We start from the raw sequence: 26,015 nt of genomic DNA, 5'->3' as shown, positions 1-26,015 counted from the left end.
CTGAGCGCCTCGGGCCCTTATCCCTCGAACGGATCCTCCAGCACAGGGATGCAGGGGGACAGCAACGACTCCGAGCGCTCGGTCACCCGCCCGCGGACCATCCTGATGACGAGGACCTCGTTCGACCGAGCGGGGTCCTCGTCGTCGCGCACATGCAGCAGGCCATACGAACCCGGAGCCCGGTCACCGACCTCCTCGAAGAACTCCACGATCTCGGCGTCACGGTGGTTGGGAAAGCCGCCGAAGTGGACGAACACCTGACCGTTCATCCATCGCAGATCAAGCAGATACGGGCTGTCGATCTCCTGGATCCGCCGCTCGATGCCCTCCACGATCCGCCGCAGACGGTCGTCGTCATAGTCGTCATCGTTGGCGCTGGCGCTCTCCAGAACGTTGATCCAGCCGTGGTATTCGAACATGACCGCAGCCTACCGACCCGCCGCCCAGCCTTGGGCCGTCACACTGTGGCAGTGGACGCGAACCAGCAGACATTCGAGGAACAGTCTGGCCTACCCCCCAAACCAGTCTTTCCTGGCCCAGTGGCTGAGTCTGCGGCTGAGCTGGCAATGGATGCGCGAGGTACATGAGATCCGAGTCTTTCGCCGTACAACTCCTGCCGCCCGGCCCCGGCCCTACGATCACCAGCACTGCCAGCAAACGCACATGGCGAGGTATCTGTCCGAACGGGCCAAGCGCTGCGGGGAGGGGCGTGGCTGGCGGCGCCCGTCCCCCAGCTTCTTCGTTTCAGCCCCGCGCCGGGCTCCAGCGCGGCATCCTGGATGCCTCCACCAGCAGAGAGGGAGCGCACCATGAAGCTCACGTTCCTCGGCACCACCTCCGACCAAGGCGACTGCCCGACCCTGTACGAGACCGAGACCGGCGATATCGTCGTCCAGGGCGACCGCCTCACTGACCCAGAGGCCCTCGCGCAGCTGCGTGACGTGAAGTCCTCGGAGACCTTCGTCGTTGTCCCGCGAGAGTTGCTCACCCGCTTCGCGCCCAAGGAGTAGAGCGTGTCCGTCATCCCCTTCCGCGAGATCGCCCACCTGTTCACTGAATTCGAACACACCGCTTGGCGATTGGAGACGCGCCGAGGCTACGCCTCGGACCGTGACAGTCCGAAATGGCAGCGGTGGCGGCAAGGCGGTGACATTGTCGACGACCCGGCGAACCCCTGGCGGGCCAACGTTCAGATGCAGGTTGCAGCTGGCAAGCGCTTCGAACGGGTTCGGCTGGTCGATGAGCCGCTCACCGATGGTCAGCAGTTCCTCCTGGCCAGTGGGATCGGCAACGTCCAAGCGGGGGAAGACATCAGGAACTTGCGCCGGGCCGACGCCGAACGACTCGGTCTCCCGGCCTTCGATTTCTGGCTGTTCGACTCACGTCTGCTCGCACAGTTCCATTTCGATGAGGACGATCGGACGCTGGGTGTCGAACTGATCACCGAGTCGGCCCAGGTTCTGGCAGCCTGCCAGGCGCGTGATGCTGCTTGGCATCACGCGGTGCCCACCGTTGAGTTCGCGGCGCGGGTAGCGTCTGCCGTGTGAGTACCGACTTCCAAGACGCGCGGGTGGCCCTCGGCGCGCGGCTTCGTGAGCTGCGCGACGAGGCCGGCCTGACCGGTCGTGCGATGGCTGATCGCACTGGTTGGCAGCAGTCGAAAATCTCCAAGCTGGAGACCGGTCGGCAGACCGCGCAGCCGGCCGACCTTGATGTGTGGGTCGAGGCAGTCGGCCGACCGGACGTTTCAGCTGAGCTGCATGCCCAGTTGGGGGGTCTCGAGACGTCCTACCGTTCGTGGCGGCGACAGCTGAGTGGTGGCCACCGCGCTCGCCAGGAGGAGGCTGTGGCCGAGACGCGCCGCACGAAACGTATTCGCGCCTTTGAGTCCGCTCGGGTGCCAGGCTTGTTGCAGACCGCCGACTACGCTCGCCACCTCTTGGCGCTGAACGCCACGTTCAGCGAATCCCCCAGGGACACAGACGAGGCTGTGCGCACACGCATGCGTCGCCAGGAGGCGCTCTACGAGCCCGGGCGCCGATTCCAGTTCATCGTCTGGGAAGCAGCACTACACGTCGCAGTGTGCCCTCCCGTAGTGATGGCCGCTCAGCTGGATCGACTGGTTGGTGCGATCGGACTCGACACCATCGAGCTGGGCATCATTCCGCTCGGCGCTCAGTTGGCTCGCACTCCCGCACACGGCTTCTGGATCTATGACGACCGTCTGGTGATCGTGGAGACGATCAACGCGGAGATGTGGCTCGACAGCGAGTCCGACATCGCCCTCTACAGCCGGGCGTGGGACTTCCTTCGCCGGAGTGCCGTCTACGGTCATGAGGCTCACCGATCGATCGCTCGGGTGCGGATGTCTCTCGACATCTCGTGAGCATCTGCGAGCACAGCTGGATGCCCCCGAAGAATCAACGAGAATCACGGCAGACTCGGAGAATCAGCGCCCTCTAACGTGCTGGTCATGGCAGATATTGCGGCGCTCGCACAGCCGCAGCCCGGAGTCGGGCTGCCGCACGCGGACGCATCCCTGACGTACAACCAGCTGCATGAACTCGCGTGCATCACATGCGGTTCTGCGGCACCGCCACTCCAGCCAGCCGGGCACCGCGTGGTGGACGGCTTGGCCTGGGCTGTCGTCTCCTGCGCTGACTGTGCGGAGGCCAGCCGATGACAGAGCAGCGGGAGTCCATCCAATTCGGTGAGGAGCACTGGCAGTTCTACCGGACACTGCCGACTCCATACTGGGGTGGTGTGACAGAGCCGCAACCGGCGCCCCGCGCAGCCGCCGTGGCCCGACCTCGGCCTCCGGCTCCGGTGTTCGGCTGGAGCCTGGAGCGGCCCTACGACGAACCGGCCGCGAGCACCGACCTCGCCCGGATCACGAGGCAGCTTCGGGCAATGGCCCAGGACGGCCTCGCGAACGCCGATCTGTCGGAGGCCCTGGAACTCATCGCCGTCATGACCGTCATCGTGCAACGGGTCGAGCGGCACATGAGGGATGGCGCGTCGTGACAGGGCAGCAGCGGTCGCACGCGGACCTCGGGCTGGAGCCGGCGCCGCAGGTCGCGCAGTCCGATCCTCGGCGTACAGATCTGTATGTGGGGGCGCGTACGTGGATGGTGCAGTTCGGTGTCCATCCGGCGCCTGACGAGTTTATCGGCCAGGGGTATGTCGAGCTCTGTCTGCGGGCGTGGCCCACTGCGATCGGCGCGCCTCTCCACTTGGGCACGCAGTGGGCGTTGCTGGTCTGGCTTCTGGACGATGAGCTTGACCGGGAGCCGCGTGACGCTCCACCTGAGATTATTGATCGGCTCGTTCTCGCGCTGCTGGACGCCGTGGCCGGGGATCCACAGTCGGCGGCTGGCGATCACCCTCTGGTCCAGGCGCTTGCGGATCTGGTGCGGCGGACGCGGGAGGTGATGCCGGGATTCTGGTGGGGGCGGTACCGGCGGCAGTTGGCGGCCTGGATCCAGGCTGCCAACGAGAAGCTGACCGAATACGTGCGACCGGGCCGGACCCCGACGCTTCACGAGTACCAACTGCTGCGGCCAGCCGATGGCGGGATGCTGCTCGCCGCGATGTGGTGCGAGCTCGCCGAGCAATGCGTTACGCCCGAGTGGAACACGCCGCTGGTCCAGGAGTTGCTGCGCTCGTTCTCCGCATGCGGTTACCTCGCGAACGATCTCGCCGCCACACCCGAGGACACGTTCACCGCCGTCGCCGCGCTGGCCCGCACCACCGGACTTTCGGTTCGGGAGGCTGAGGGGCGTGTGCGCGAGCTGCTGCGGGCACAGGAGTTGAGCTTCTGGTGGGCGCGCACCGCGATTCAGGAGCGCGACGGTGCGTTCGCCGATGCCCTGGAGCGGTTCCGGGGTGCGTTGGGCGAGTGGACGGCGGCAAGCTCCCGGTACGTGCTGGCAACGCCGGCCGACGCGGTGACGCACCGCCTCGGCCGCACTGTCCTGGGGCGCTCGTTGCTCCGCGAGACGTCGGAACACCTTTCCTCGGAGGTGGAGAGACCAGAGGCCGCCCGGTGGCCCAGTCGGCGCATTCACCACTCCCGCGCGGCCACCAACTCCGAGATGTCGGCGTCGTCGAACCCGTACGCCGACGCCACGAACCCGAAGTCCTCGCAGATCTCCTCACGCGCGAAGGTCTCGATCTCGCTTCCGGCTGCCTCGAACTCCGCTTCCAGCACGTTGAACTCCTCCGTGGCCACTTCGGTCAGCGCGTAGAGCGCCGCCAGGTCCGACGGCTGTTCGGCCTCGATCCGCGCGCACAGCCTCAGCAGGATCTCCTTCCCCCTGGTGACGACCTGATCGGGGAAGTAGTCGTCCTCGAACAACGCCTTCAGGAACGAATACCCTGCCACCTGCTGGTTCTTGACCGCCATCGCGATCCCACCTCCCTACCGAAGATCCGAGGCCCCCATCCTGAACCGCACCACTGACAGTCGACGGACCTCAGGGGGTAGGCAGCCGTACCGGTGCACTGGTGGGGCTCTCGCGGCCGGCGCGGTCCACGGCGGTGGCGGCGTACCAGGATCTTGGGACGGTGTCCGGGGGGTGGACGCGGTCGGCGGTGAGGGCCGGCAGTAGGGCGGCGAGGCGGGCGGCGTCGGGGGGCGGCATCGGGCCGGGGTCGGCGTCGTAGCGGTACAGGGCGTACTGGAAGGGCGGGGGGTGGCCCGCGAGGGGCGAGGGCGTGATGGTGAGGCTGCGCCGGTCGACGCGGACCGAGAGGACAGGCGGGCGGGGCGCGGTGGTGTGGGCGAGGCGGGGCAGCAGCGGGATCAGCGCCGGGCGCTGCCAGTGCTCGGCGGCCAGTTTCCTGATGGCGCCGATGCGGTCGACCTGGACGGAGCGGGCGCTGAAGAAGATGTCTCCGCTGATGGACGGCAGGGTGGCGTTGAGCGCGAGGTGGCGGGAGAGCTCGGACGGGTCCTGCCAGGCGCCGGGGCGGTCGGGGGCGCCTGGGCGGGAGGCCGACTGGCCGATCCAGAGCTGGGTGTCGGTGCCGGCGGTCTGCTCGGCCCACCAGGGCGCGAGGACGGCGTAGTCGGCGATGGTGAAGCCGATGACCCAGTAGAGCTGCGGCGCGATGTAGTCGACCCAGCCGTTGCGGACCCAGGCGCGGGAGTCGCTGTACTGGGCGTCGTAGGACTGCAGCGCGATGGTGGCGGAGCCGCCGGGGTCGGTGTTGTGATTGCGCCAGACGCCGAAGGGGCTGATCCCGTAGGCCGCTTCGGGGCGGGCGGCACGGACCAGGTCGCGCAGCCCGCGGACCGTCCGGTTGACGTTGTCGCGACGCCAGGCGGCGCGGTCGGCGAACCCGCGGCCGTAGGCGGCGAACGCGGCATCGTCGGGGAACTCGGTCTGGTCCGGGTAGGGGTAGAAGTAGTCGTCGATGTGGACACCGTCGATGTCGTAGCGCAGGACCGCGTCCATGATGGCCTGCTGGACGAAGTCGCGGACGGCGGGGACGCCCGGGTTGTAGTAGATCTCGCCGCGGTAGACGACGGTCCACTGCGGGTTGCGGCGGGCGGGGTGGCTGGGAACCAGCTCGGCGGGATCCGGCTGGATCGCCACCCGGAAGGGGTTGAACCACGCGTGGAAGGCCAGGCCGCGTTCGTGGGCCGTGCGGACCATGAACGCCAGCGGGTCCCAGCCCGGATCCCGGCCCTGGGTACCCGTCAGCCACTCCGACCACGGTTCGAACGGCGAAGGCCACAGGGCGTCGGCGGTCGGACGGACCTGCACGAACACGGCGTTGAACCCGATCGCGCGCACCTCGTCGAGCAGCGCGGTGAAGTCCGCCCGCGACTGCTCCGGGCCCAGCCGGTCGCGCTGGGGCCAGTCGATGTTGTCCAGGGAGGTGATCCAGACGCCCCGCAGTTGACGCTTTCCGGTGCCGCCTCCAACGGCGGTACCAGCGGGGGATCCGGTCACCGCCGCGGTCATCACCGCCCCCAGCGCGGCCACGACGGCTCGGCGCCGGGGGCGGCAGGTGTCGGGCGGGACCACGCGGCGCACAGGAGTCCTCCTTGGGTCCACAGGACTCTCGCCGCACTGACTCCGTCGTCCAACGGAGCAGGGCCGATGGGCAGAGCCATTCACACAACGGGGGGACGAAGGCTGCCGCCGAACAGCCCTGGTTGCTCCAACGGGCAGGGCCGAATGGCCCTTTCGGTACCAAGGGGCAAGGCGGGCGGGAACTCGGAGGGATCGGGGCGTGGACGATCTCGCCGTGCGCAGCTGTTCCTGAATGATCGTCAAGTTTCTTGAACGTCACGGTGATTGTGGAACGGCGGCGGAATACGGCCGTCCGACTCACCTGCCCGGATGGGCACTTCGACCGACTCGCGGGTGACCCGAAGGGGAAGGGCGGGTATCACACACGTGCAAAATAGAGATGAATACTCAACATCTCCCACCCATTTCAGCCATATTTGAAGACTGGCGTCCGATCGGCGGTGCGGCTCCCCCGAAAACCGGACGGGCCGTCCGGTGCCGACCGACCGGTCGGCAGGCCAGGCGGCACTTGCGTTTCGGGGTGGTCCGGGCGGCGACCCGACATGATCATGCTCACGAACCGGCTCGGACGGCCGAATCGGGACGTCGGACGGGGAGAAGTCCGGATTCGTTCCCATCGGTTGCCCGGTGTACGACCTTTGACCGACAGTCACACAAGTGAACGCCATCCAGCGCCTCGTCGGAGGCGCGCTCCTACGCCATCGTGACTTCCGCTTCCTCTTGTCGGGGGCCGCCGCGAGCCAGCTCGGCAGCCAGGTGACCCTGGTCGCCCTGCCGCTGGTCGCGGTGGTCAAGCTGGACGCCGCGCCCTTCCAGGTCGGCCTGCTCACCGCTGCCGAGACCGCCGCCTTCCTGCTGGTGGGACTGCCCGCGGGGGCATGGGTGGACCGGATGCGCCGGCTGCCGGTGCTGATCCGCGCCGACCTCGTGCGCTGCCTGGCGGTGGGATCGGTCCCGGTGGCCGCCGTCGCCGGGGTGTTGACGATGGCTCAGCTCTACCTGGTGGCCCTGGTCACCGGGCTGGCCACGGTGTTCTTCGAGGTCGCGCACCAGTCGTTCGTGCCGCAGCTGCTGCCGCGCGAGCAGCTGGTGCCGGGGAACGGGGCGCTGGAGGTCGTCCGCTCGTCCGCCCAGGTGGCCGGGCCGGGGCTCGGCGGCGTGCTGGTGCAGCTGCTGGGGGCGCCGTTGGCGATGGTGGCCGACGCGTTCGGCTATCTGGCCTCGGCGCTCCTGCTGCTCGGCATCCGCACCCGCGAGCCGCGCCCCGAACCGGTGCCGGGCCGCTCGCTGCGCGCCGACATCGGCGAGGGCGTCGCCTTCGTCGCACGTCAACCGCTGCTGCGGGTGATCGCCGCGGCGACCTCCTCGTCCAACTTCTTCGCCGCCCTGCTGCTGTCCGTGCAGACGGTCTTCTGGGTCCGGGTGCTCGGCCTCTCCCCCGCCGCCATCGGGCTGCTGCTGTCGGCCTCGGCCGTCGGCGGGCTGAGCGGTGCGCTGTGCGCGGGGCCACTGGCCCGGCGGTTCGGGCAGGCCAGGATCATCTGGCTCTCGGTCGCGGCGACGGCGCCGTTCGGGCTGCTCTGGCCGCTGGCGCGCGGCAGTGCGGGTGCGGTGCTGTTCGCGGCCGGTTCGGCGGTGGTGTTCTTCGGGGCAGTGGTCTACAACGTCGCCCAGGTGAGCTTCCGCCAGGTGATCTGCCCGCCCGCGCTGCTGGGCCGGATGAACGCCACCATGCGCTTCCTGGTCTGGGGCACGATGCCGCTGGGCGCGCTGACCGGGGGCACCGTCGCGGCGGCGGCCGGGCCGCGGGCCGCGCTGTGGGTCTGCGCCGCGGGCATGCTCGCCGTGCCGCTGCCGCTGCTGCTCTCGCCGCTGCGAGGGATGCGCGACCTCCCGATCGCCGAAGAGGTCAAAGAAGCCGTCGACGCCCGTTGAGCCCGTCCAACCGACGAAGTGGAGATGAGCCGTGCCCGCCATCATCACCGCCGCCTACCTCGCCCGCTACCGATCCGTCGCCGCGCAGTCGGCCGAGCTGCTCCCCCTCACGGGCGCCCAGCGCCGCTTCCTGCTCTCCCGCCGGCTGGACCCGCAGGGGCGCCCGACCGTCGTGCCGCTCTTCTTCGCCTTCCCGCGCGGCACCGTCGACCTGGCCCGCCTGCGCCGTGCCGCGACGCGGCTGGCGGCGCTCCACCCCGCCCTGCGCGGCAGGCCGGCCACGCTGCGCGGCACCCCGGTGCTGCGGCTCGGCGAGCCGTCTGCCGAGGTCCGGGAGGTGGCGGTGGCGCCGGGCGGGACGGCAGAGGAGGCGCTGCGGCGCGCGCTGCTCGCCTGGTCGCCGGACGGACCGCCACTGCGCCTGCTGCTGGCCCGCGAGCCGGACGGTGGAGAACTGCTCGCGCTCGCGCTGGACCACAGCGCCTGCGACGAGCAGTCGCTCGGCATCGTCACCGCGGACCTCAGCCGGCTCTACCAGGAGGACAGCGCCGACCCGCAGGACCCGCAGGACGCGGCCTACCGCGAGGCGGTCGAACTCCAGCTCGCCGCCGAGGCCGCCGCCTCCTCCCCCGCGGCCTTCGCGCACTGGGCCACCCGGCTCGGCGCGCTCGCCGACCCCGGCCGTCCCACCCCGACCGGCAGCCAACTCCCGCCGCCCACCGGCATGGTGACCCACCGGCTGCCCGCCGCCACCGGTGCGGCCCGCGGCGCCGTCTTCCCCGCGCTGCTGGACGGCGTGTCGGCGGCCGCGGCCGTCCTGTTCGGGTCGCAGCGCACGCCGGCACTCGGCTATCCGTGGGGCGGGCGGCCGCCGGGCGCGGAGCCGGTCCTGGGCTGCTTCCTCAACACCCTGGTGCACCCGGGAAGCGACGGAAGCCCGGCGGACCTCGCCGACCTCAGCGTCTACTGGTGGGACGACCTGGACCACGCCGACACGCCGTTCGACGAGCTGGTGCACGCCGCGCGCTCGGCCGGGGCCAGCTGGTCCGGGGCGCTGGACGGCCTGTTGACCTTCGAGGACCTGCACCGGCGCCCGCCGCTGGTGCTCGGCGGGACGCCTGGCCGCGAGGTCCACCTGACCGGACGTCCGATCGGCGCGCCGTTCGCCGTCTCCGCCTCGCACGGCGACGACCTGCTGGTCCGCCTTGCCTGGGACCGCGAGCAGTGCACGGACGACGCGGCCCGGGCCGCCTTCGATGCCCTGCTGAACACCCTGCGCCACCACCTCCACACCTTCTGAGTCACACCCGCCAGCGAAGGGACCCACCCATGTTCGCTCTCTCCTCCTCGCAGGAGATCGTCTGGCTGCACGAGCAGATGCTGCCCGGCAGCCGCGCCTACAACTTCACCGCGACGCTCGACCTCTGGGGCGCCCTCGACGAGGCCGCCCTGCGGGCCGCGCTGGCCGCCGCACTCGCCCACCACCCGGGCCTGCGGCTGGAGTTGGTCGCCCAACCCGGCGGCCTGCCCGGCCAGCGGGTCCGCGAGCAGGCCGAACTGCGGCTGCGCAACAGCGATCTGTCCGACGCCGACGACCCCGAGGCCGCCTTCCAGCAGCTGCTGCGCGCCGAGGCCGAGGAGCCGCTGGACACCGCGCAGGCACCGCTGCTGCGCTGGCACCTGGTCAGCATGGGCGCCGACCAGCACCGGCTGATCCACGTCGAGCACCATCTGATCCACGACGGCCACTCCTTCGCCATCCTGCTGCGCGACGTCTTCACCGCCTACCGCGCGCACGTGCTCGGCGAGCCGGTCGTACTGGAGCCCGCCCGCTCCTACCAGGAGCACGCGAGCACGACCCCCGAGCAGGCGCGCGAGGAGAGTCTGGCGTACTGGCGGGCCCAGTTGGACGACGCGCCGCGCGAGGTGGCGCTGCCCGGGCTGAACCGCCCGGGCGCGGTGCGCCGCCACCGCGGCGGGCAGCTGCGCCAGGCGATCGGCGCCGACCTCGCCGAGCGGCTGCGCGCCCGCAGCCGCGCCGACGGCCACACGCCGTTCAGCACGCTGCTCGCTCTCTTCGCCGAGCTGCTGCGCCGGCACAGCGGCCACCACGAGCTGGTGGTGGGCACGGCGGTGGGCAACCGTCCGGTGGGCTTCGAGGGCACGGTCGGGATGTTCGTCAACACCCTCCCGCTGCGCCTGCGGCTCGATCCGGCCGTGCCCGGGCTGGACGCGGTGGACGAGGTCACCGACACGCTGCTGCGCGCGCTGCCGCACCAGCAGGTCCCGGTCCAGGAGTTGACCCGGGCACTGGGCCTGCACACCAGCGGCGCCGACAACCCGCTGTTCAACGTGATGTTCAGCGCGCACGACGCAGCGCTGCCCGAGGTCGAGGTGCCGGGGCTGGAGATCTCGCTCTTCGAGGGCTTCAACACCGGCACCACCCGCTTCGACCTGGACCTCGTACTGATCCCCGACGACCGCCGGGTGGTCGGGCCGCGGCACGGCGCCGCCGGGATGACGCTGGTCTGGGACTACGACGCGGACCTGTTCGGCGAGGAGGTCGCCGCGCTGCTGGCCGAGCGACTGGTGGACCTGCTGCGCGGCTACCTGGACGACCAGCAGCTCCCGCTCGCCGCCCTCGGCGCGCCCGCCGCGCCGGCCGCAGCAGACCACCGGGCTCCCGACCTCGCGCTGCTCGACCCGGTCGGCGCGCACCAGCCGTCCCGCCTTGCCGTGCTGGCCGGCGCCGAGCGGCTGACCTACGGCGAGCTGGACCGCCGGGTCGGCGCGCTGGCCGAACGGCTGCGCGCGGCCGGCGTCGGCGCCGGCCAGCCGGTGGCCGCCGTGCTGCCGCGCGGGGTGGAGAGCGTGGTGGCGCTGCTGGCCTGCCTGCGGACGGGCGCGGTGTACGCACCGCTGTCGCCGGAGGATCCGGCGGCCCGGCTCGGCCTGCTGCTCGACCGCTTGGAGCCCGCGCTGGTGCTGGCCACCCGGCAGAGCGCGCTGGCGCTGCCCGTCGAGGGCCGCACGCCCGCGCTGCTGGACGGGCCCGCCTTCCCGAAGGCCGAGCCCGCGGCGGTGCTGGACGGCGCCGCGTACGTGATCCACACCTCCGGCTCGACCGGTGTGCCCAAGCCGGTGCTGGTCGGCCGGGCGGCGCTGGCCGGGTACCTGGGCGCCATCGTGGACCGCTACGAACTGACCGACCAGGACCGGGTGTTGCTGTTCGCCCGGCCGTCCTTCGACGTGGCACTGGAGGAGGTGCTGCCGGCTCTGGCCGCCGGGGCCGCGCTCGTCCTGCCGCAGCGCGAGGTGCCGACCGGGCCCGAGCTGGTCGCGGTGCTGGCGGTGCGCGGCGTGACCGTCGCCAACCTGCCCACCAGCTACTACCTTGCTGTGCGCGAGGAGTTGCGCCAGGCGCTGCGGGACGGGCGCTGGTCGCCGCGGCTGCTGGTGCTGGGCGGCGAGCGGCTGCCCGCGCAGGCGTTGCAGGGCCTGGCCCGGGACACCGACGCGAAGCTGCTGAACGCCTACGGCGTCACCGAGGCCACCGTCACGTCCACCGTGCACGAGATCACCGCCGCCGACCTGGCGGACGGTGCCGAGATCCCGCTCGGCACCGAGCTGCCCGGCATCCGGATCCACCTGCTGGACGACGGCGGCCGGCCGCTGCTGCCGGGCGGGGTGGGCGAGTTGGCGATCGGCGGTCCGGCGCTCGCCGAGGGCTACCTCGGTCTGGAGGAGGCCACCGCCGCACGCTTCGTGCGGCCGGCCGCACTGGGCGGCGAGCGGGTGTACCGCACCGGCGACCGCGGCTACCGCGACCTTCAGGGCCGGCTGCGGTTCCTGGGCCGCCAGGACAACCAGGTCAAACTGCGCGGCTACCGGATCGAGTTGGAGGAGATCGAGGCTGCGGCCTCGGCCGAACTCGGCGGCCGCTCCTGCGCGGTGGTGCTGGACCGGGAACATGCCGACACCCCCCGGCTGGTCGGCTTCCTGGAGGGTGCCGAGCAGCCCGACGGCACCGCCCTGCACGCCGCGCTGGCACAGCGGTTGCCCAGCCCGCTGGTCCCCGGCGCCTGGGTGGCCCTGGAGACCATGCCGACGCTGCCCGGCGGCAAGCCCGACCGGGCCGCCCTGCTCCGCGCGCTGGCCGAACTTCCGGAGCCGGTAGAGGAGTTGGCGGAGCAGTCGTTCGAGGACCCGGCGCTCGCCCTGGTCGCCGAGGCCTGGCGCGAGGTGCTGGGCCACGGCCGCTTCACCGCCGACTCGCACTTCTTCGAGGTCGGCGGACACTCGCTGCTGGCCGCCCAGTTGGCCGCCTGGCTGGAGCCCAGGCTCGGCCACCGCCCGCCGCTGCGCGCCCTGTTCGCCAATCCCGTGCTGGCCGACCAGGCCAGGGCCCTGATGGGAGACAAATCGTGACCTCCGCCCCCTCCGCCGTCCTGGAGGACGGCCACCGCGAACTGGTCGAGGCCTTCGAGAGCTTCATCCGCCGCGAGGTGGTGCCGCTGGCCGCCGAACTGCCGGAGACCGGAGACCTGCCGCCCGCCGACCTGCGCGCCTACGTGCGCAAGCGCTCGGCCGCGCTCGGCTTCTACGCCGGCGACTACCCGGAGGAACTCGGCGGCTCCGGCATGCCGTTCAGCGCCGTCGTGCTGCTGCACCACGCGGCCGGGCGCAGCGGCTGCGTGCTGGCGCCGTACGCGCTGGCCGGCTCCGACGGCCCCAGCCCGCTGCTGCGGCACGGGACGCCCGAGCAGGTCGAGCGCTACCTGCTGCCGCTGGTGCGCGGCGAGGCGCTGCGCTGCCTGGCGCTGACCGAGCCGCAGGCCGGCTCGGACGCGTTCCGGCTGACCACCACCGCGCGCCGGGACGGCGACGACTGGGTGATCAGCGGCCACAAGACCTTCGTCAGCAACGCCGACCGGGCGGACTTCGCGCTGGTGGTCACCGCGACCGACCAGGGCGCGGGCACCACCGGCGGGGCGACCGCCTTCGTGCTGCCGATGGACCAGCCGGGCCTGCGGATCGGCCAGCGCTACGAGGGCATGTCCGGCGAGCCGCTGTTCGAGCTGCTACTGGACCGGGTCCGGGTATCGGCGGATGCGGTGATCGGCGGCGAGGAAGGCGTCGGCGCGGCGATGGCGCTGGCCGTGGACAGCCTCTCGCGTGGGCGCCTGATCGTCGCCGCGATGTGCGACGGCATCGCGGAGTACGCGCTGCGCCTGGGCGTGGAGTACGCCAAGGAGCGCGAGGCGTTCGGGATGCGGATCGGCGGCTACCAGCACGTCCAGGAGCTGCTGGTGAGCAGCCGGGCCGAGGTGGAGGCCGCCAAGCTGCTCACGCTGGCCTGCGCCCGCCTGGTCGACGCCGGCACCGAGGCGCCGGAGAACGCGGCGCTCGCCAAGCTGACCTCCTCGCAGACCGCGGTGCGGGTGGTGGACCGCGCGCTTCAGGTGCACGGGGCGACCGGCTGGGTGCGCGGGCATCCGCTGGAGTTCCTGTACCGCTACGTCCGGATGATGACGATCATCGAGGGGACCTCCGAGGTCCAGAAGGTGATCGTCGCCCGGGCCATGGGCCTGGGCTGACCTGGGTTGACCACCACCACGACTCGAAGGCGAAACCATGAACACAAACCCTGACCTGAGCATCGTGCACGGCGGCCCCCAGCAGCACGCCGCCGTGCTGGACCGCTACCTCGACCAGGTGCGCCGCACCCCGCACGCACCCGCCCTGCTGGACGGCGACCGCAGCTGGAGCTACGCCGAACTCGACGCGCTGGCCTGCGCGGTGGCCGACGCGCTGGGTGACCGGGTGCGCCCCGGCGACCTGGTGGGCGTCTGCCTGGACCACTCGCCGGCGCTGGTCGCCGTCGCCCTGGCGGTGGCCCGGCGCGGCGCCGTCTACCTGCCGCTCGGGCCGCGCCCGGGCGAGCAGCGGCTGCGCACGGTGGCGCGGAGCCTGCGGCTCGGCTGCCTGATCGGCGATCGGGCGCTGCTGCCGCCCGAGCTCGCGGCCACCCCGCTCCCCGTGGAGGGGCTGGTCGCCGCCTGCACGCCCGCCGCGCCGCAGAACGCGCTCGGTGCACCCGCCGGGACGTACTACGCGGTGATGACCTCCGGTTCGACCGGCACCCCCAAGGCGGTGGCCGTCGGCGAGGACTCGCTCGGCGCTCTGCTGCACTGGTACCAGGAGTTGACCGGCCTGGGCCCGGGCGACCGGCACAGCCTGCTGATCGGCGTCGCCTTCGACCCGCACCTGCTGGAGCTGTGGGCGGCGCTCACCTGCGGCGCCGCGCTGAGCATCGCCCCCGAGGAGGTGCGCTGGGATCCGGGCGCGCTCACCGGCTGGTGGCAGCGGGCCGCGATCACCGTCGGCAACCTGCCCACCCCGCTGGCCGAGCCGGTGCTGAATCTGCCCTGGCCCGCCGGCCTGGCGCTGCGGCATCTGACGGTCGGCGGCGACCGGCTGCGCCGCCGACCCGGGCCGGACGTCACCGCGCACGTCCACAACGCCTACGGCCCGGCCGAGGCCACCGTGGTGACGACCGTGCACACCATGCCCGCGGGCGCCGCACCGGCCGGGCAGGACGCGCCGCCGATCGGCCTGCCCCGGCCCGGCGCCACCGTGCTGGTCACCGACGAGGACGGGCACCCGGTGCCGCGCGGCGTGTCCGGCGAGCTGCGGATCGGCGGCGGCTGCCTGGCCCTCGGCTACCTGGACGCGGAGCTGACGGCCCGCCGCTTCGTCGCGCCGCCGCAGGGCAGCGAGGAGCTCGGCCGGGTCTACCGCACCGGGGACCGGGTGCTGATGCGCCCGGACGGGGTGCTGGAGTTCCAGGGCCGGCTGGACGACCAGGTGAAGGTCAGAGGCGTGCGGATCGAGCCGGCCGAGGTCGAGGCAGCCTTCGAGCGCGACCCGCGGGTGCGGCGCGCCGCGGTGGCCGCCCGGTACGACGCGGGCGGCGCGGCGCAGCTGGTCGCCTTCGTCCAGCCGGTGACCGCAGGCGCGCTCGCGTCCGGGGCCGAGCTGCTGGCGCAGCTGCGCGGCTGGCTGCCCGAGCAGGCCGTGCCGGCCCGGATCCGGCTGGTGGACGTCTTCCCGCTGACCGCCAACGGCAAGGTCGACCGGGCCGCCCTGCTGGCGGCGGACGAACAGCCCGCGGCGTCGGCGCCGGGGGGTTCGGAATCCGAGCAGCTGGTGCTGCGGCTCTGCCGCGAACTGCTCGGCGACCCCGCGCTCGGCCCGCTGGACAACTTCGTCGACGCGGGCGGCAACTCGCTCGCCGCCTCCCGCCTGCTGGTGGCCCTGGAGGTGGAGTGCGGCGTACGGCTGCGCGCCCCCCAGCTGCTGCGCCAGCCCGACCTGCGCAGCCTCGCCGAGTTGGTCGAGGCCCGGCGCGTGACCGCATGACCGCCCGCGAGCCGAGGAACGCAAACCCGATGCCTGCTCCCACCACCGTCCCGGCCGGCGTGCCCGGTCTGATCGCCCGGCACGCCGAACAGCACCCGCACACGCTCGCCGTCTCGGACGGCAGCACGGTCCTGACGTACCGTCAACTCTGTCGCGCCGCGGCCACTCTGGCCGCCGAGCTGGCGGCCCGCGGGGTCGGCCCCGGCAGTGCCGTCGGCCTGCTCGCCGCCCGCTCCAGCCGCCTGGTGGTCGCCCAGCTCGCCGTCTGGTGGGCGGGCGGCCACGGCGTCCCGCTCGATCCGGCCTATCCGCGCCCGCGCACCGCCGGAATGATCGAGGACGCCGAGGTGCTGCTGACACTCGGCGACAAGGCGCTGCTGGCCGGCGCCGGCCTCCCGCAGGACCGGACGCTGGTCCTGGACGACGCCGCGCTGTCCGGGGAGGCCGCCGCCGGTGCGCCGCACCCGTGCATCGACGGTCCCGAGGCCATCGCGCTGGTGCTCTACACCTCCGGCTCCACCGGCCGACCCAAGGGCGTCGAGGTCCCGCACCGCGCGATCACCGCGCTGGTGACCGCCCCGGACGCGGTGGCGCTCGGCCCGGGCGACCGGGTGCTCTACCACTCGCCCGCCACCTTCGACGCCTCCACCTTCGAGATCTGGGCGCCGCTGGTGCGCGGCGCGGCCGTGATGATCTCCCCCGCCGACCGGCCGACGCCGGACGAACTGGCCCGGGACGTCGAGCGGTTCGGCGTCACCGCCACCTTCCTGACCACCGCGCTCTTCCACCAGCTGGCCGCCCGGCAGTCGCGCGTCTTCGGTGTGCTGCGGACGTTGATCGTCGGCGGCGAGGCGCTCTCCGCCGAACACGCCGGGACTGTCCTGCGGGCCTTCCCCTGGCTCGACCTGCTGAACGCCTACGGGCCGACCGAGGCCACCACCTTCACCACCCTGCACCGGCTGCGCGAGGCCGACTGCGACGGCCCGCCGCCGATCGGACGCCCGTTCGGCGGCGCGAGCACGGCCGTGCTGGACGAGCGGCTCGCGCCCGTGGCGCCCGGTGAGCGCGGCGAGTTGTGGATCGGCGGCACCCGCCTGGCGCTCGGCTATCTCGGGCAGCCCGAGCTGACGGCCGAGCGCTTCCGCGAGATCCCCGGGCACGGGCGGATGTACCGCAGCGGCGACCTGGTGAGCGCCCGGGCGGACGGCACGCTGGACTTCCACGGCCGCGCGGACAACCAGGTCAAGGTGCGCGGCTTCCGGATCGAGCCCGAGGAGATCGAGCACACCCTGCGCCTGCACCCGGAGATCGCCGAGGCGAGCGTGGTGGTGCGGCGGGCCGGGCAGGAGGACGCCGAGCTCAGCGCCTTCGTCGTCCCCACCGAGGGCCACCGGCCCGCGACCGCCGCCCTGCGCGCCCATCTGGCCGACCGGCTGCCCGCCCATCTGGTGCCCACCGCCTGGACGGTGCTGGCGGCGCTGCCGCTCACGGACGTCGGCAAGGTGGACCGCCGCGCGCTGGTCGCGCTGGACCCGCGCGCCCCGGGCGAGCGTCGCAGTGCCCCGGCCGCCGCGCTCACCCCGCTTCAGCAGGCCGTCGCCGAGGCCTGGTCGCGGGCGCTGGGCCGGGCGGTCGAGCGGGCGGACGCGGACTTCCTGGCCGAGGGCGGGCACTCGCTGATGGCCATGTGGGTGGTCGACGACCTGCGCGAGGACCTGGGCGTGGAGCTGTCCCTGGCGGACTTCTTCAGCCACCCGACGGTGGCCGGCCAGGCCGCCCTGGTCGAGCGCGCGCTGCTCGCCCTGCACGGCGAGGCGGGCGCATGATCCCCACCGACGCTTCCGCGCAGGCGGACCTGCTGCGGCTGGCCCGGCGGCGGGCCGACACGGCCCGGCCCGCCGCCATCGCCCGCAGCGCCGAGCGCGGCCCCGCGCCGCTCTCGCACGCCCAGCGGCGGATGTGGCTGATGGACCGGCTCGGCCAGGGCGGCGCGCTCTACAACGTGCCGGTGGCCACCCGGCTGCGCGGCCCGCTGGACCTCGCCGCGCTGGCCACCGCTCTCGGCGCGCTGACCGAGCGCCACCGGATCCTGCGCACCCGCTACGGGCAGCGCGGCGACGAGCCGTACCAGGAGGTGCTCGACAGCACGCCGGTCGCCGTCCCGGTACTGGCCGCCGGGCCCGAGGAGACGGCCGCCCTGCTGGCGGCCGAGGCGTCCCGGCCCTTCGACCTGGCCACCGGGCCGATGCTGCGCGCGGTGGCGCTACGGCACGGCCCGCAGGACCACACCCTGCTGCTCACGCTGCACCACATCGCCGTCGACGGCGGTTCGCTCCCGGTGGCGCTGGAGGAGCTGGCCGCCCTGTACGCCGCCGCGCTCGCCGGGCACCCGGCCGACTTGCCCGAACCACCCTTGCAGTACGCCGACTTCGCGCGCTGGGAGCAGTCCCGTGCCGGCGAACTCGCGGGCGCCGTCGACACCTGGGCCGCCCGGCTGGCCGGCGCCCGCCCGGTGCCGCTGCCCCGCCGCACGCCAACTGGCCCCCGCACCCGGGCGGCCGGCACCCGCAGCGCGCCGCTCTCGCGCGAAACCCTGGACAGGCTGCGGCAGTTGGGCCAGGAGCAGGGCGCCACGCCGTTCACCGTGGTGCTGGCCGCCGCCTTCGCCGCCCTGCACCGCGCCACCGGCCAGGCGGACCTCACGCTGGGCTGCGTGAGCGGCCATCGCTCGCGCCCGGAGCTGCGCCGCCTGGTGGGGCTGTGCGTCAACACGCTGCCGATCCGGGCCGACCTCTCCGGCGACCCCGCCTTCACCGAGTTGCTCGGCCGGGTGCGCGAAGCCCTGCTCACCGCGCAGGGACAGCACGAGGTGCCGTTCGACCTGGTCGTGGAGCGGCTGGGCGCGGCCGCCCGCGGCGAGGACGGCACGCCGCTGCTCTCGGTCACCTGCGACCTCGTCCAGCGGCCCGGCGCGCTGGAGCTGCCGGGCCTGGCCGCCGAGGCGGTCCAAGTCGACCTGGGACTGGCCAAGTTCGACCTCGGCCTCTTCGTCGAGGACGGCCCGCAGCCGCGCTGCCTGGTGCAGTACGACACCGATGTGCTGCACGACCGGACCGCCGAGCAACTGCTGACCGCCTTCGCCGAGTTGCTCGCGGCGGTGGCGGCGGACGGCGGGCAGCGGCTCGGCCGGCTGCCGGGCACCGCGCTGCGCCCGGCGGGGGACGAGGTCCACCCGGCCGTGGCGGCGCTGCTGGCCGACCCGCGGATCGCCGAGGCGGTGGTGGTGACCCGCGATGGCCTGCCGCCGCTGGCCTACGCGGTGCCGAGCGGACCGGCGGCGCCCAGCGGCACGGAGCTGCGCAGGCGGCTGCGCGCGCAGCTGCCCATCGGCCAACTGCCGCTGGCCGTCACGCTGGTGGACCGCCTGCCGCGCGACGCCGAGGGCGCGGTGCAGCTCGCCCGACTGCCGGGGAACACCGCACCCGAGCCGAGCAGGCTGGCAGCCGTGCGGGACGCCTTCGGCGCACTGCTCAGCACCCGGCCCGACCCCGAGGACGACTTCTTCGCACTCGGCGGCCACTCGCTGCTCGCCGTCCAGCTGGCCGAACGGCTGCGCGCCGCCACCGGTCTGCCGCTCACCGGACTCGACGTCCTCCAGCAGCGCACCCCGCGCGCGGTGGCCGCGCTGCTGGACACCCGGCAGGGCGAGCAGCGCGCGGCGGCCGCGCGGCGACCGGCAGCAGGCCGCGGCGTCCGGGCCGGCACCGTCCTGCTCACCGGCGCAACCGGCGGCGTCGGTGCGGCCGTCCTGGCCGAACTGCTCGCCCAGGGCCGCCCGGTGCGGGCGCTGGCCCGACCCGAGTCGGCGCACCTGGTGGCGCTGGACGGCGTCGACGTGGCCGAGGGCGACCTCACCGACCTGGACAGCCTGCGCGCGGCGGTCGAGGGGGTCGACGCGGTCATCCACGCCGCCTGCACGTTCACCACGCCGGAGGTCGACGTCGCCGCCATGCGCGCCATGGTGGACGCCTGGCGGCGCGGCAGCTTCGTCTTCGTCAGCAGCGTGGACGCCTACGGCCGCCCGTCCGCCGTCGAGGTCGCGGACGGCGCGCCGTCCGGGCCCGGCGTCAGCGCCTACGGGCAGGGCAAGCTGGACTGCGAGCGGATCCTGCTGGACGCCGCCGGCACGCAGGGCCGCGGCAGCGCGAGTGCCGTCCGCTCGCCGATCGTCTGGGGTCCGCAGCAGCGGCTGCGCGACCAGCTGCGCTGGGGGTCCACCAGCGCGCTCTACCAGGCCGCCCTGGTGGGCCGCCCGCTCGTACTGCCCGACCCGGCGGCGCACCCGCACCCCTGGTACGGCGCCGCCTGGGTGCACTCCGCCGCGCTGGCCCGCGCGGTGATCGACTGCACGGACGCCCGCGTGAGCGGCGTCGTCAACGCGGTCGGCGGGCACGTCGGTTGGCCGGAGTTCGCCGCCGAACTGGCCCACCTGCTCGGCTCCACCTCCCCGGTGGAGCTGCGCGCCCAGGTGGACGGCGAACTGCTGCGCCCCTGGCGCTACCGGGCCGACGCGCTGGCCGATCCGCTGCGCGAGCGGCCGGGCGAGGACTGGCGCAGCGTGCTGGCCGCGATGGTGCGGTAGCCGCGTTTCAGGAGCTCAGCACCGCCAGCAGGCGGGCCACCTCCGCCGCCACCGCGTCGCGCGCCGGGCCGAGGTACTTGCGCGGGTCGGCCGTCGCGGGGTGGGCGTCCAGGTGGTCGCGGACGGCGCGGGTGAACGCCTTGTTGAGGTGGGTGGAGACGTTGACCTTGGTCATGCCCGCCGCGACGGCTCGCGTCAGGCCCTGGTCGTCCACGCCGGAGGAGCCGTGCAGCACCAGCGGGACGCTGACTGCCTCGCGCAGCCGGGCGATCAGCGCGTAGTCGAGGACGGCGTCGCGGGTGAGCATCGCGTGCGAGCTGCCGACCGCCACCGCGAGCGCGTCCACGCCGGTGGCGGCGACAAAGGCGGCCGCCTCCTCGGGGTCGGTGCGCACGCCGGGGGCGTGGGCGCCGTCCTTGCCGCCGACCTCGCCGAGCTCGGCCTCCACGAAGACGCCGTGCCGGTGGCAGTGCTCGGTGATCTCGCGGGTGGCGGCGACGTTCTCCTCGTACGGGAGCGTGGCGGCGTCGAACATGACGGACGTGAAGCCGAGTTTGACGGCCTCGCGGACCAGGTCGGCCGACTCGGCGTGGTCCAGGTGGACGGCCACCGGGACGCTCGCGGACCGGGCTATCGCCAGGGTGGCCAGCGCGATCGGTTCGAGACCGCCGTGGTAGCGGGCGGTGTTCTCGCTGATCTGCAGGATCACCGGGCGCCCGGCCGCCACCGCGCCTGCGGCGATGGCCTGGGCGTGCTCGATCTGGACGACGTTGAACGCGCCGACGCCGACGGCGCTCGAAACGGCGGCGCGGGTGATCTCAGCGGTCGGGGTGAGCGGCATGGACTTCCTCCACGGGAACGGTGCTGCGCAGGCGGTGGTAGGTGTCGGCGTCGAAGTCGCCGGCGACCGGGCAGGGGACGGCGGCGGCGGACAGCGCGACGGCTTCGCGCAGGATCTCGGGCCACGGCGTGCCGGCCGCGAGTCCGGCGGCGAGTGCGGCCACGCAGGCGTCGCCCGCGCCGGTCGGGTTGCCGGCCAGCCGCTCGGGTGGCGTGGCGTGCCAGCTGCCGTGCGGGGTGATCGCGTGCAGCCCCGCCGGGCCGTCCGAGGCAACCACGGTACGGGCGCCCAGCGCGCGCAGCCGGGCGGCGGCCGGGCCGATCTCGAACTCGCCGGTGACGGCGGTGAGTTCGGCGGTATTGGGCTTGACCACGTCGGGTCCGGCCGCCAGCGCGGCAAGCAGCGCCGGGCCGCTGGTGTCCAGCACGGTGACCGCGCCCGCCGCCGCGGCGAGCGTGACGAGCCGCGCGTAGGCGTCCTCGGGCGGGCCGGGCGGGAGGCTGCCGGCGAGCACCACGACGTCGGCGTCGCACACCAGTTGGGCGTAGCGGTCGGTGAAGGCCGCCCATTCGGCGGGCTGGACCAGTGGCCCGGCCTGGTTGAAGACGGTGGCGTCGCCGTCCTGGCGGGAGACCACGGTCAGGGTGCGCCGGGAGTCGCCGGCCACCGGGACGAGTTCGTCGCGCAGGCCGGCGGCGTGCAGTTCGGCGCGCAGCAGCGCGCCCGTCGGGCCGCCGGCCAGGCCGGTCACCGCGGTCGGCTGCCCGAGCGCAGCGAGCACCCGGGCCACATTGACGCCCTTGCCGCCGGCGCGTTCGTGCACCGTGTCGACGCGGTGTGAGCTGCGCGGGACCAGGGCGTCCACGAAGTAGGTGACGTCCAGGGCCGCGTTGAGGGTGACGGTCAGAATCACGGTGCCAGGGCCCCCGTCGTGAAGGTGGTCGCGGACTCGCCCACGGCCTGCCAGGCGTGCAGGCCGGCGCCCAGGCAGCCGGCCTCGTCGCCGAGCACCGCGCGCACCAGGCGCGGGCGGCGCTGGAACGTCAACTGCTCGGCCAGGGCGGCGCGGACGGGTTCGAGCAGCAGGTCGTCGGCCTCGGCGAGCCCGCCGCCGAGGACGATCAGTTCGGGGGCGAGCAGCGTGCTCGCGACGGCGAGCGCGCCGGCCAGTGCTCCGGCGGCGCGCTGCCAGACGGCGCGGGCGTCGGGGTCGCCGTACTCCACCAGAGCTGCGACCTGGTCGGCGCCTTCGACGGCGCGTCCGGTGCGGACGGTGTAGGCGGCGGCGACGGCCGAGGCGGAGGCGACCGTCTCCAGGCAGCCGCGGGCGCCGCAGCCGCACGGTGCGCCGTCCGACTCGACCACCAGGTGGCCCAGTTCACCGGCGTAGCCGCCGGCCCGCAGCGGACGTCCGTCGCTGATCACGGCGGCGGCGATGCCCGTGCCGATCGCGACGAACAGCACGTCCCGGGCGCCGCGAGCGGCCCCGAGCACCGCCTCCGCGTACCCGCCGGCCCGCACGTCGTGACCCAACACCACTGGCAGCGCCGTGCGTTGCTCCAGCAACTCGGCCAGCGCCAGATCACGCCAGCCGATGTTCGCCGAGTAGACGGCCCGGGCGAGATCCTCGTCGACGATGCCGGGGACCACCACTCCGGCCTGACGTACCGTCAACTGCCGCAACGACGCCTGCCGGGCGAGCTCGGTCAGGGTGGCGGCGATCTCGTCCAGCACCGCGTCCGGGCCGGCGGCCCGAGGGGTCGGGCGGCGCATCGTCAGCAGCGGCCTGAGCTCGCGGTCGAGCAGCGCGCCCTTCATGGCGGTGCCGCCGACGTCCAGGGCGATCACGCACTCGCCGGCCTCCCGGCCCTCGGAGAACACGTCGCGACTCCTTACTTGACGGATCCGGCGGTCAGGCCGGAGACGACCTGGCGCTCGATGAAGGCGAAGAGCACGACCACCGGGACGATGGCGATGACCGAGCCGGCGAAGAGGTAGTTCCACTGGACGGTGTAGTCGCCGATGAAGCTGTTGATCCCGACCGTCAGCGGCTGGCTGGCCGGAACGGTGGACAGCGTCAGGCCCATCACGAACTCGTTCCACGCCGAGATGAAGGTGAAGATGACGGCGGTGACGACGCCGGGCATCGCCAGCGGCAGGACGACGCGGCGCAGCGCGCCGATCCGGCCGAGGCCGTCGATCATCGCGGCCTCCTCCAACTCCACGGGTATGGAGGCGATGTAGGCGGTGAGGATCCAGATGGCGAAGGCCAGGTTGAAGGCGGCGTTGCAGATGACCAGTGTCCAGATGGAGTTGAGCATGTTCAGCTGGAAGAACTCGCGGTAGAGGCCGACCAGCAGCGAGGTGGGCTGGAACATCTGGGTGACCAGGACGAGCAGCAGGAAGTACTTGCGGCCGCGGTACCTGATGCGGGCGGTGTAGTAGGCGGCGGGCAGTGCGACGGCGAGGGCGAGCAGGGTCGAGCCGCCAGCGACCAGCAGGGTGACCCTGAGGTTGTCGCCGAGGGTGGAGTCGCTCCACACGTTGATGAAGTTGGACCAGGCGAAGTGGTGCGGCAGGTAGCCGGGGTCGCGCAGTTCGTCGGCCGGGCGCAGGGCGGTGATGACCATCTCGGCGTACGGGAGCAGGAAGAGCGCGGCGAGCAGCCAGGCCACAGAGGCGATGACCAGGGTGCGGGGCTTGAGGGTCTTCTTCCGGCGGCTCATCAGCTCTCCTCCTCGTTCCAGCGGCTGACCTTGAGGAAGACCAGGACCATCACCACGACCAGCGCGAAGTTGACCACCGACATGGCGGCGGACTCGCCGATGTCGGTGTCCTTGAGCTGGTACATGAAGACGGTGGTGGTGGCCGTGGCGCTGGCGGGACCGCCCTGGGTCATGCCCCAGATGATCGGGAAGGAGTTGAAGACGTTGATCAGGTTGATCACGACGCCGACCAGGAAGGCCGGGCGCAGCAACGGCAGGGTGATCTTGCGGTACGTCTGCCAGGTGCTCGCGCCGTCGACGCGGGCGGCCTCGTAGACCTCGGCGGGAACGGTCTGCAGGCCGGCCAGCAGGGTGTAGGTGGTGAACGGCAGCGAGACGAAGACCGCGACGAACATCATCCAGGGCCAGGCGGTGTTCGGGTCACCGAGCCAGTCCTTGGGGCTGTTGATCAGGCCGAGGTCGGTCATCGCGGTGTTCAGCACGCCGGCGGTCTGGTTGAGCATCCACTTGAAGCCGATGGCGGTCATCAGCACGGAGGCGGCCCACGGCGCGATCAGCGCCCAGCGGGTCAGGCGGCGGCCGGGGAACTCCTGGTTGAACAGCTGCGCCAGCGCCAGCGACAGGACCATGGTGAGCGTGACGACGACCAGCGTCCAGAGGACGGTGGCGGTCAGCACATGGCCGAGGTCGGTCTCGGCGAAGAGCTTGCGGTACTTGTCCAGGCCGGCCGAGCCGCGGACGAACCCGCTGCTGCTGATCCGCAGGAACGAGGTGTGGACCATCTCGTAGACCGGCCACAGGACGACCAGCGCGATCAGCAGGATCGCCGGCGCGATCCACGGCAGCGGGCCCAGGCTGACCAGCCCGGCGCGCCGTCGCGCCGGTGCGCCCCGCGAGGGGGCGGTGGGGGTGTGGGACACGGGTGGTGCCTTCCGTGCGGGAGGCGCGGGCGGTGGGGGTGTGCCCCTCCGCCCGCGTCCGGGGGCTTACTTGTTGGCGACGGCGTCCTGGGCCTTCTTCTGAAGGTCGCCGAGCACCTTGGCCGGGTCGCCGCTGACGGCGGTGCCGATGCTCTGCTTGATCTGCGCGGAGACGGTGTCCCAGGTGGTGTCGCCCAGCGGGTAGAACGCGGCCTGCGGCAGCAGCGCGAAGAACGGCTGGAGGTCCTGGTGCTTGCCGCTGCTGGTCATCGCCTGGAGGGTGTCCTGGGTGACCGGCATCAGGTTGTACTCCTCGTCGAACTTCTGCGTGTTCTGCTCGGAGTACGCGAAGTCCAGGAACGCCTTGATCTGGTCCTTGTGGCCGTTCTTCTTGAACGCCATCATCCAGTCCGCCACACCCAGCGTGGACTTGAGCGCGCCCGCCTTGCCGGGGATCGGCGCCACACCGTAGTCGACCTTGCCGTCCGTGGACATCTGGATCAGCGACGGGTGGCCGTTGAGCATCGCGGCCTTGCCCGCCGCGAAGTCCGCGAAGGCGGTCTTGCGGTCGGTGCTGGCCGGGTTGGCGTAGGTCAGGCCCGGGTCGACCAGGTTGGACTTCAGCCAGCTGAAGGTGTCGACGTTCGCCTGGCTGTTCAGCGCGTACTTGCCCGAACTGTCGGTCGGGCCACCCCCGTTGCCCAGCTCCCAGATCATGCTCTCGCCCTGCGCCTCCTCCGGCCCCAGCGGCAGCGCGTACGGGGTGACACCGGGAACCTTGGCCTTGATCAGCGCGGCGTCGGCGGCGACGTCCGCCCAGGTCTGCGGCGGCGCGGTGATGCCGGCCTGCGTGAAGATCGCCTTGTTGTAGAAGAAGGCGCGGGCCGAGGAGACGAACGGGATGCCGTACTGAACGCCGCCGACCTGGCCTGCCCTGGCGAAGCTGTCGATGAAGGTGCCGGCGGTGGTGGTGGAGAGCACGTCGGAGGCGGGGTAGAGCAGGTTGTCCGCGACCTTGTCGGCGTAGCCGCCGGTCTGCAGGACGTCGGGCATGTTGCCGCTCTGGATCATCGTCTTGACCTGCTTGTCGATGTCGTTCCAGTTGATCACCTGGACATCGACCTTGATGGTCGGGTTCGCCGCCTCGAACGCCTTCGCCAGGTCGTTCCAGTAGAGCGTGGAGCTGTTGGACGCCTTGTCCCCGTAGTCGGCCGCCACCAGCTTGAGCGTCACCGGCCCCGAGGCCGAGGAACCGGATCCGCCGCCGCTGCTGCCGCAGGCACTGAGGGTGAGGGCACCGACCGCACAGACCGCTGCCATACCGAGCACACGCTTGTTCACTGCCGTTACCGCCTTCGCACCCGCGCCTCAGTGGCGCTCTCTGTTTGATTCTGCTCAGACCTGGCATCTTTCGAGCAGTTCCGAACTGGACTCCGCTGCGCCACGGAGTATTCACGAGGCAGACGCCCAGGTCCAGACGTCGTT

Annotated in this window: 20 protein-coding genes and 1 pseudogene; 12 read left to right on the top strand and 9 right to left on the bottom strand. The window is 72.7% G+C overall.

The window, feature by feature from the left end; all coding sequences use genetic code 11:
* Positions 1-17 precede the first annotated feature (17 nt).
* Positions 18-419, bottom strand: a complete 402-nt coding sequence (locus tag P3T37_RS00535) for an Imm7 family immunity protein (protein ID WP_280721334.1) — start codon at positions 417-419, stop codon at positions 18-20.
* A gap of 390 nt (positions 420-809) precedes the next feature.
* On the opposite strand from P3T37_RS00535, the gene P3T37_RS00530 reads away from it, so the two are divergent.
* The 5 genes and pseudogenes from P3T37_RS00530 to P3T37_RS00510 all read left to right on the top strand — a co-directional run.
* A complete protein-coding gene (locus P3T37_RS00530) occupies positions 810-1,010 on the top strand; it encodes a hypothetical protein (protein ID WP_280721333.1) in 201 nt (66 codons plus the stop codon).
* 3 nt (positions 1,011-1,013) lie between these two features.
* Positions 1,014-1,547: a DUF6879 family protein gene (locus P3T37_RS00525; protein WP_280721332.1), complete on the top strand. Its 534-nt coding sequence runs from the start codon at positions 1,014-1,016 to the stop codon at positions 1,545-1,547.
* Positions 1,544-2,386, top strand: a complete 843-nt coding sequence (locus P3T37_RS00520) for a Scr1 family TA system antitoxin-like transcriptional regulator (protein ID WP_280721331.1) — start codon at positions 1,544-1,546, stop codon at positions 2,384-2,386. The genes P3T37_RS00525 and P3T37_RS00520 overlap by 4 nt, the downstream gene beginning before the upstream one ends.
* A gap of 293 nt (positions 2,387-2,679) precedes the next feature.
* Positions 2,680-3,024 (top strand): hypothetical protein, encoded by a 345-nt coding sequence (locus P3T37_RS00515; RefSeq protein WP_280721330.1) that lies wholly within the window; start codon positions 2,680-2,682, stop codon positions 3,022-3,024.
* Between the two features lie 104 nt (positions 3,025-3,128).
* Positions 3,129-3,791: pseudogene (locus P3T37_RS00510) on the top strand (terpene synthase family protein); the annotation flags it as partial.
* Positions 3,792-4,063: 272 nt separating this feature from the next.
* Here P3T37_RS00510 and P3T37_RS00505 read toward each other — a convergent pair.
* Positions 4,064-4,405, bottom strand: a complete 342-nt coding sequence (locus P3T37_RS00505; RefSeq protein WP_280721329.1) for a DUF5713 family protein — start codon at positions 4,403-4,405, stop codon at positions 4,064-4,066.
* A 70-nt stretch (positions 4,406-4,475) separates the two neighbouring features.
* Positions 4,476-6,044: a family 10 glycosylhydrolase gene (locus P3T37_RS00500; protein WP_280721328.1), complete on the bottom strand. Its 1,569-nt coding sequence runs from the start codon at positions 6,042-6,044 to the stop codon at positions 4,476-4,478.
* A 657-nt stretch (positions 6,045-6,701) separates the two neighbouring features.
* On the opposite strand from P3T37_RS00500, the gene P3T37_RS00495 reads away from it, so the two are divergent.
* Genes P3T37_RS00495 through P3T37_RS00465 form a run of 7 tightly spaced genes read left to right on the top strand, consistent with a single transcriptional unit; the run spans position 6,702 to position 20,043 of the window.
* Positions 6,702-7,979: an MFS transporter gene (locus P3T37_RS00495; RefSeq protein WP_280721327.1), complete on the top strand. Its 1,278-nt coding sequence runs from the start codon at positions 6,702-6,704 to the stop codon at positions 7,977-7,979.
* 31 nt (positions 7,980-8,010) lie between these two features.
* Positions 8,011-9,279 carry a condensation domain-containing protein gene (locus P3T37_RS00490; RefSeq protein ID WP_280721326.1) on the top strand — a complete coding sequence of 423 codons (1,269 nt, stop codon included), beginning with the start codon at positions 8,011-8,013 and terminating at the stop codon, positions 9,277-9,279.
* 29 nt (positions 9,280-9,308) lie between these two features.
* Positions 9,309-12,407 (top strand): amino acid adenylation domain-containing protein, encoded by a 3,099-nt coding sequence (locus P3T37_RS00485; RefSeq protein ID WP_280721325.1) that lies wholly within the window; start codon positions 9,309-9,311, stop codon positions 12,405-12,407.
* Positions 12,404-13,576 carry an acyl-CoA dehydrogenase family protein gene (locus P3T37_RS00480; RefSeq protein WP_280721324.1) on the top strand — a complete coding sequence of 391 codons (1,173 nt, stop codon included), beginning with the start codon at positions 12,404-12,406 and terminating at the stop codon, positions 13,574-13,576. The genes P3T37_RS00485 and P3T37_RS00480 overlap by 4 nt, the downstream gene beginning before the upstream one ends.
* Before the next feature lie 37 nt (positions 13,577-13,613).
* Positions 13,614-15,401, top strand: a complete 1,788-nt coding sequence (locus P3T37_RS00475) for a non-ribosomal peptide synthetase (protein ID WP_280721323.1) — start codon at positions 13,614-13,616, stop codon at positions 15,399-15,401.
* Between the two features lie 29 nt (positions 15,402-15,430).
* Positions 15,431-17,227, top strand: coding sequence for a non-ribosomal peptide synthetase (locus P3T37_RS00470; protein ID WP_280721322.1), 1,797 nt, complete (start codon positions 15,431-15,433; stop codon positions 17,225-17,227).
* The gene (locus tag P3T37_RS00465) at positions 17,224-20,043 is read left to right on the top strand and encodes a condensation domain-containing protein (protein ID WP_280721321.1); all 2,820 of its coding nucleotides are present in this window, start codon (positions 17,224-17,226) and stop codon (positions 20,041-20,043) included. Before P3T37_RS00470 ends, P3T37_RS00465 begins: the two co-directional genes overlap by 4 nt.
* Positions 20,044-20,050: 7 nt before the next feature.
* Here the strand turns inward: P3T37_RS00465 and P3T37_RS00460 are convergent, their stop codons facing one another.
* The 6 genes from P3T37_RS00460 to P3T37_RS00435 all read right to left on the bottom strand — a co-directional run bounded on the left by P3T37_RS00460 (position 20,051) and on the right by P3T37_RS00435 (position 25,850).
* Positions 20,051-20,884 (bottom strand): class II fructose-bisphosphate aldolase, encoded by an 834-nt coding sequence (locus tag P3T37_RS00460; RefSeq protein ID WP_280721320.1) that lies wholly within the window; start codon positions 20,882-20,884, stop codon positions 20,051-20,053.
* Positions 20,862-21,797, bottom strand: coding sequence for a hexose kinase (locus P3T37_RS00455; RefSeq protein ID WP_280721319.1), 936 nt, complete (start codon positions 21,795-21,797; stop codon positions 20,862-20,864). The genes P3T37_RS00460 and P3T37_RS00455 overlap by 23 nt, the downstream gene beginning before the upstream one ends.
* The gene (locus P3T37_RS00450) at positions 21,794-22,765 is read right to left on the bottom strand and encodes an ROK family protein (RefSeq protein WP_280721318.1); all 972 of its coding nucleotides are present in this window, start codon (positions 22,763-22,765) and stop codon (positions 21,794-21,796) included. Before P3T37_RS00450 ends, P3T37_RS00455 begins: the two co-directional genes overlap by 4 nt.
* Before the next feature lie 11 nt (positions 22,766-22,776).
* Positions 22,777-23,610, bottom strand: coding sequence for a carbohydrate ABC transporter permease (locus tag P3T37_RS00445; protein ID WP_280721317.1), 834 nt, complete (start codon positions 23,608-23,610; stop codon positions 22,777-22,779).
* On the bottom strand, positions 23,610-24,530 hold the full coding sequence (locus P3T37_RS00440; RefSeq protein WP_280721316.1) for a sugar ABC transporter permease: 921 nt from the start codon (positions 24,528-24,530) through the stop codon (positions 23,610-23,612). The genes P3T37_RS00445 and P3T37_RS00440 overlap by 1 nt, the downstream gene beginning before the upstream one ends.
* Before the next feature lie 66 nt (positions 24,531-24,596).
* Positions 24,597-25,850 carry an extracellular solute-binding protein gene (locus tag P3T37_RS00435; RefSeq protein ID WP_280721677.1) on the bottom strand — a complete coding sequence of 418 codons (1,254 nt, stop codon included), beginning with the start codon at positions 25,848-25,850 and terminating at the stop codon, positions 24,597-24,599.
* Between the last annotated feature and the right edge of the window lie 165 nt (positions 25,851-26,015).

The sequence above is a fragment of the Kitasatospora sp. MAA4 genome, from assembly GCF_029893355.1.
In the GTDB taxonomy this organism is placed as follows: domain Bacteria; phylum Actinomycetota; class Actinomycetes; order Streptomycetales; family Streptomycetaceae; genus Kitasatospora.
This window is presented reverse-complemented; position numbering and strand designations above follow the sequence as displayed.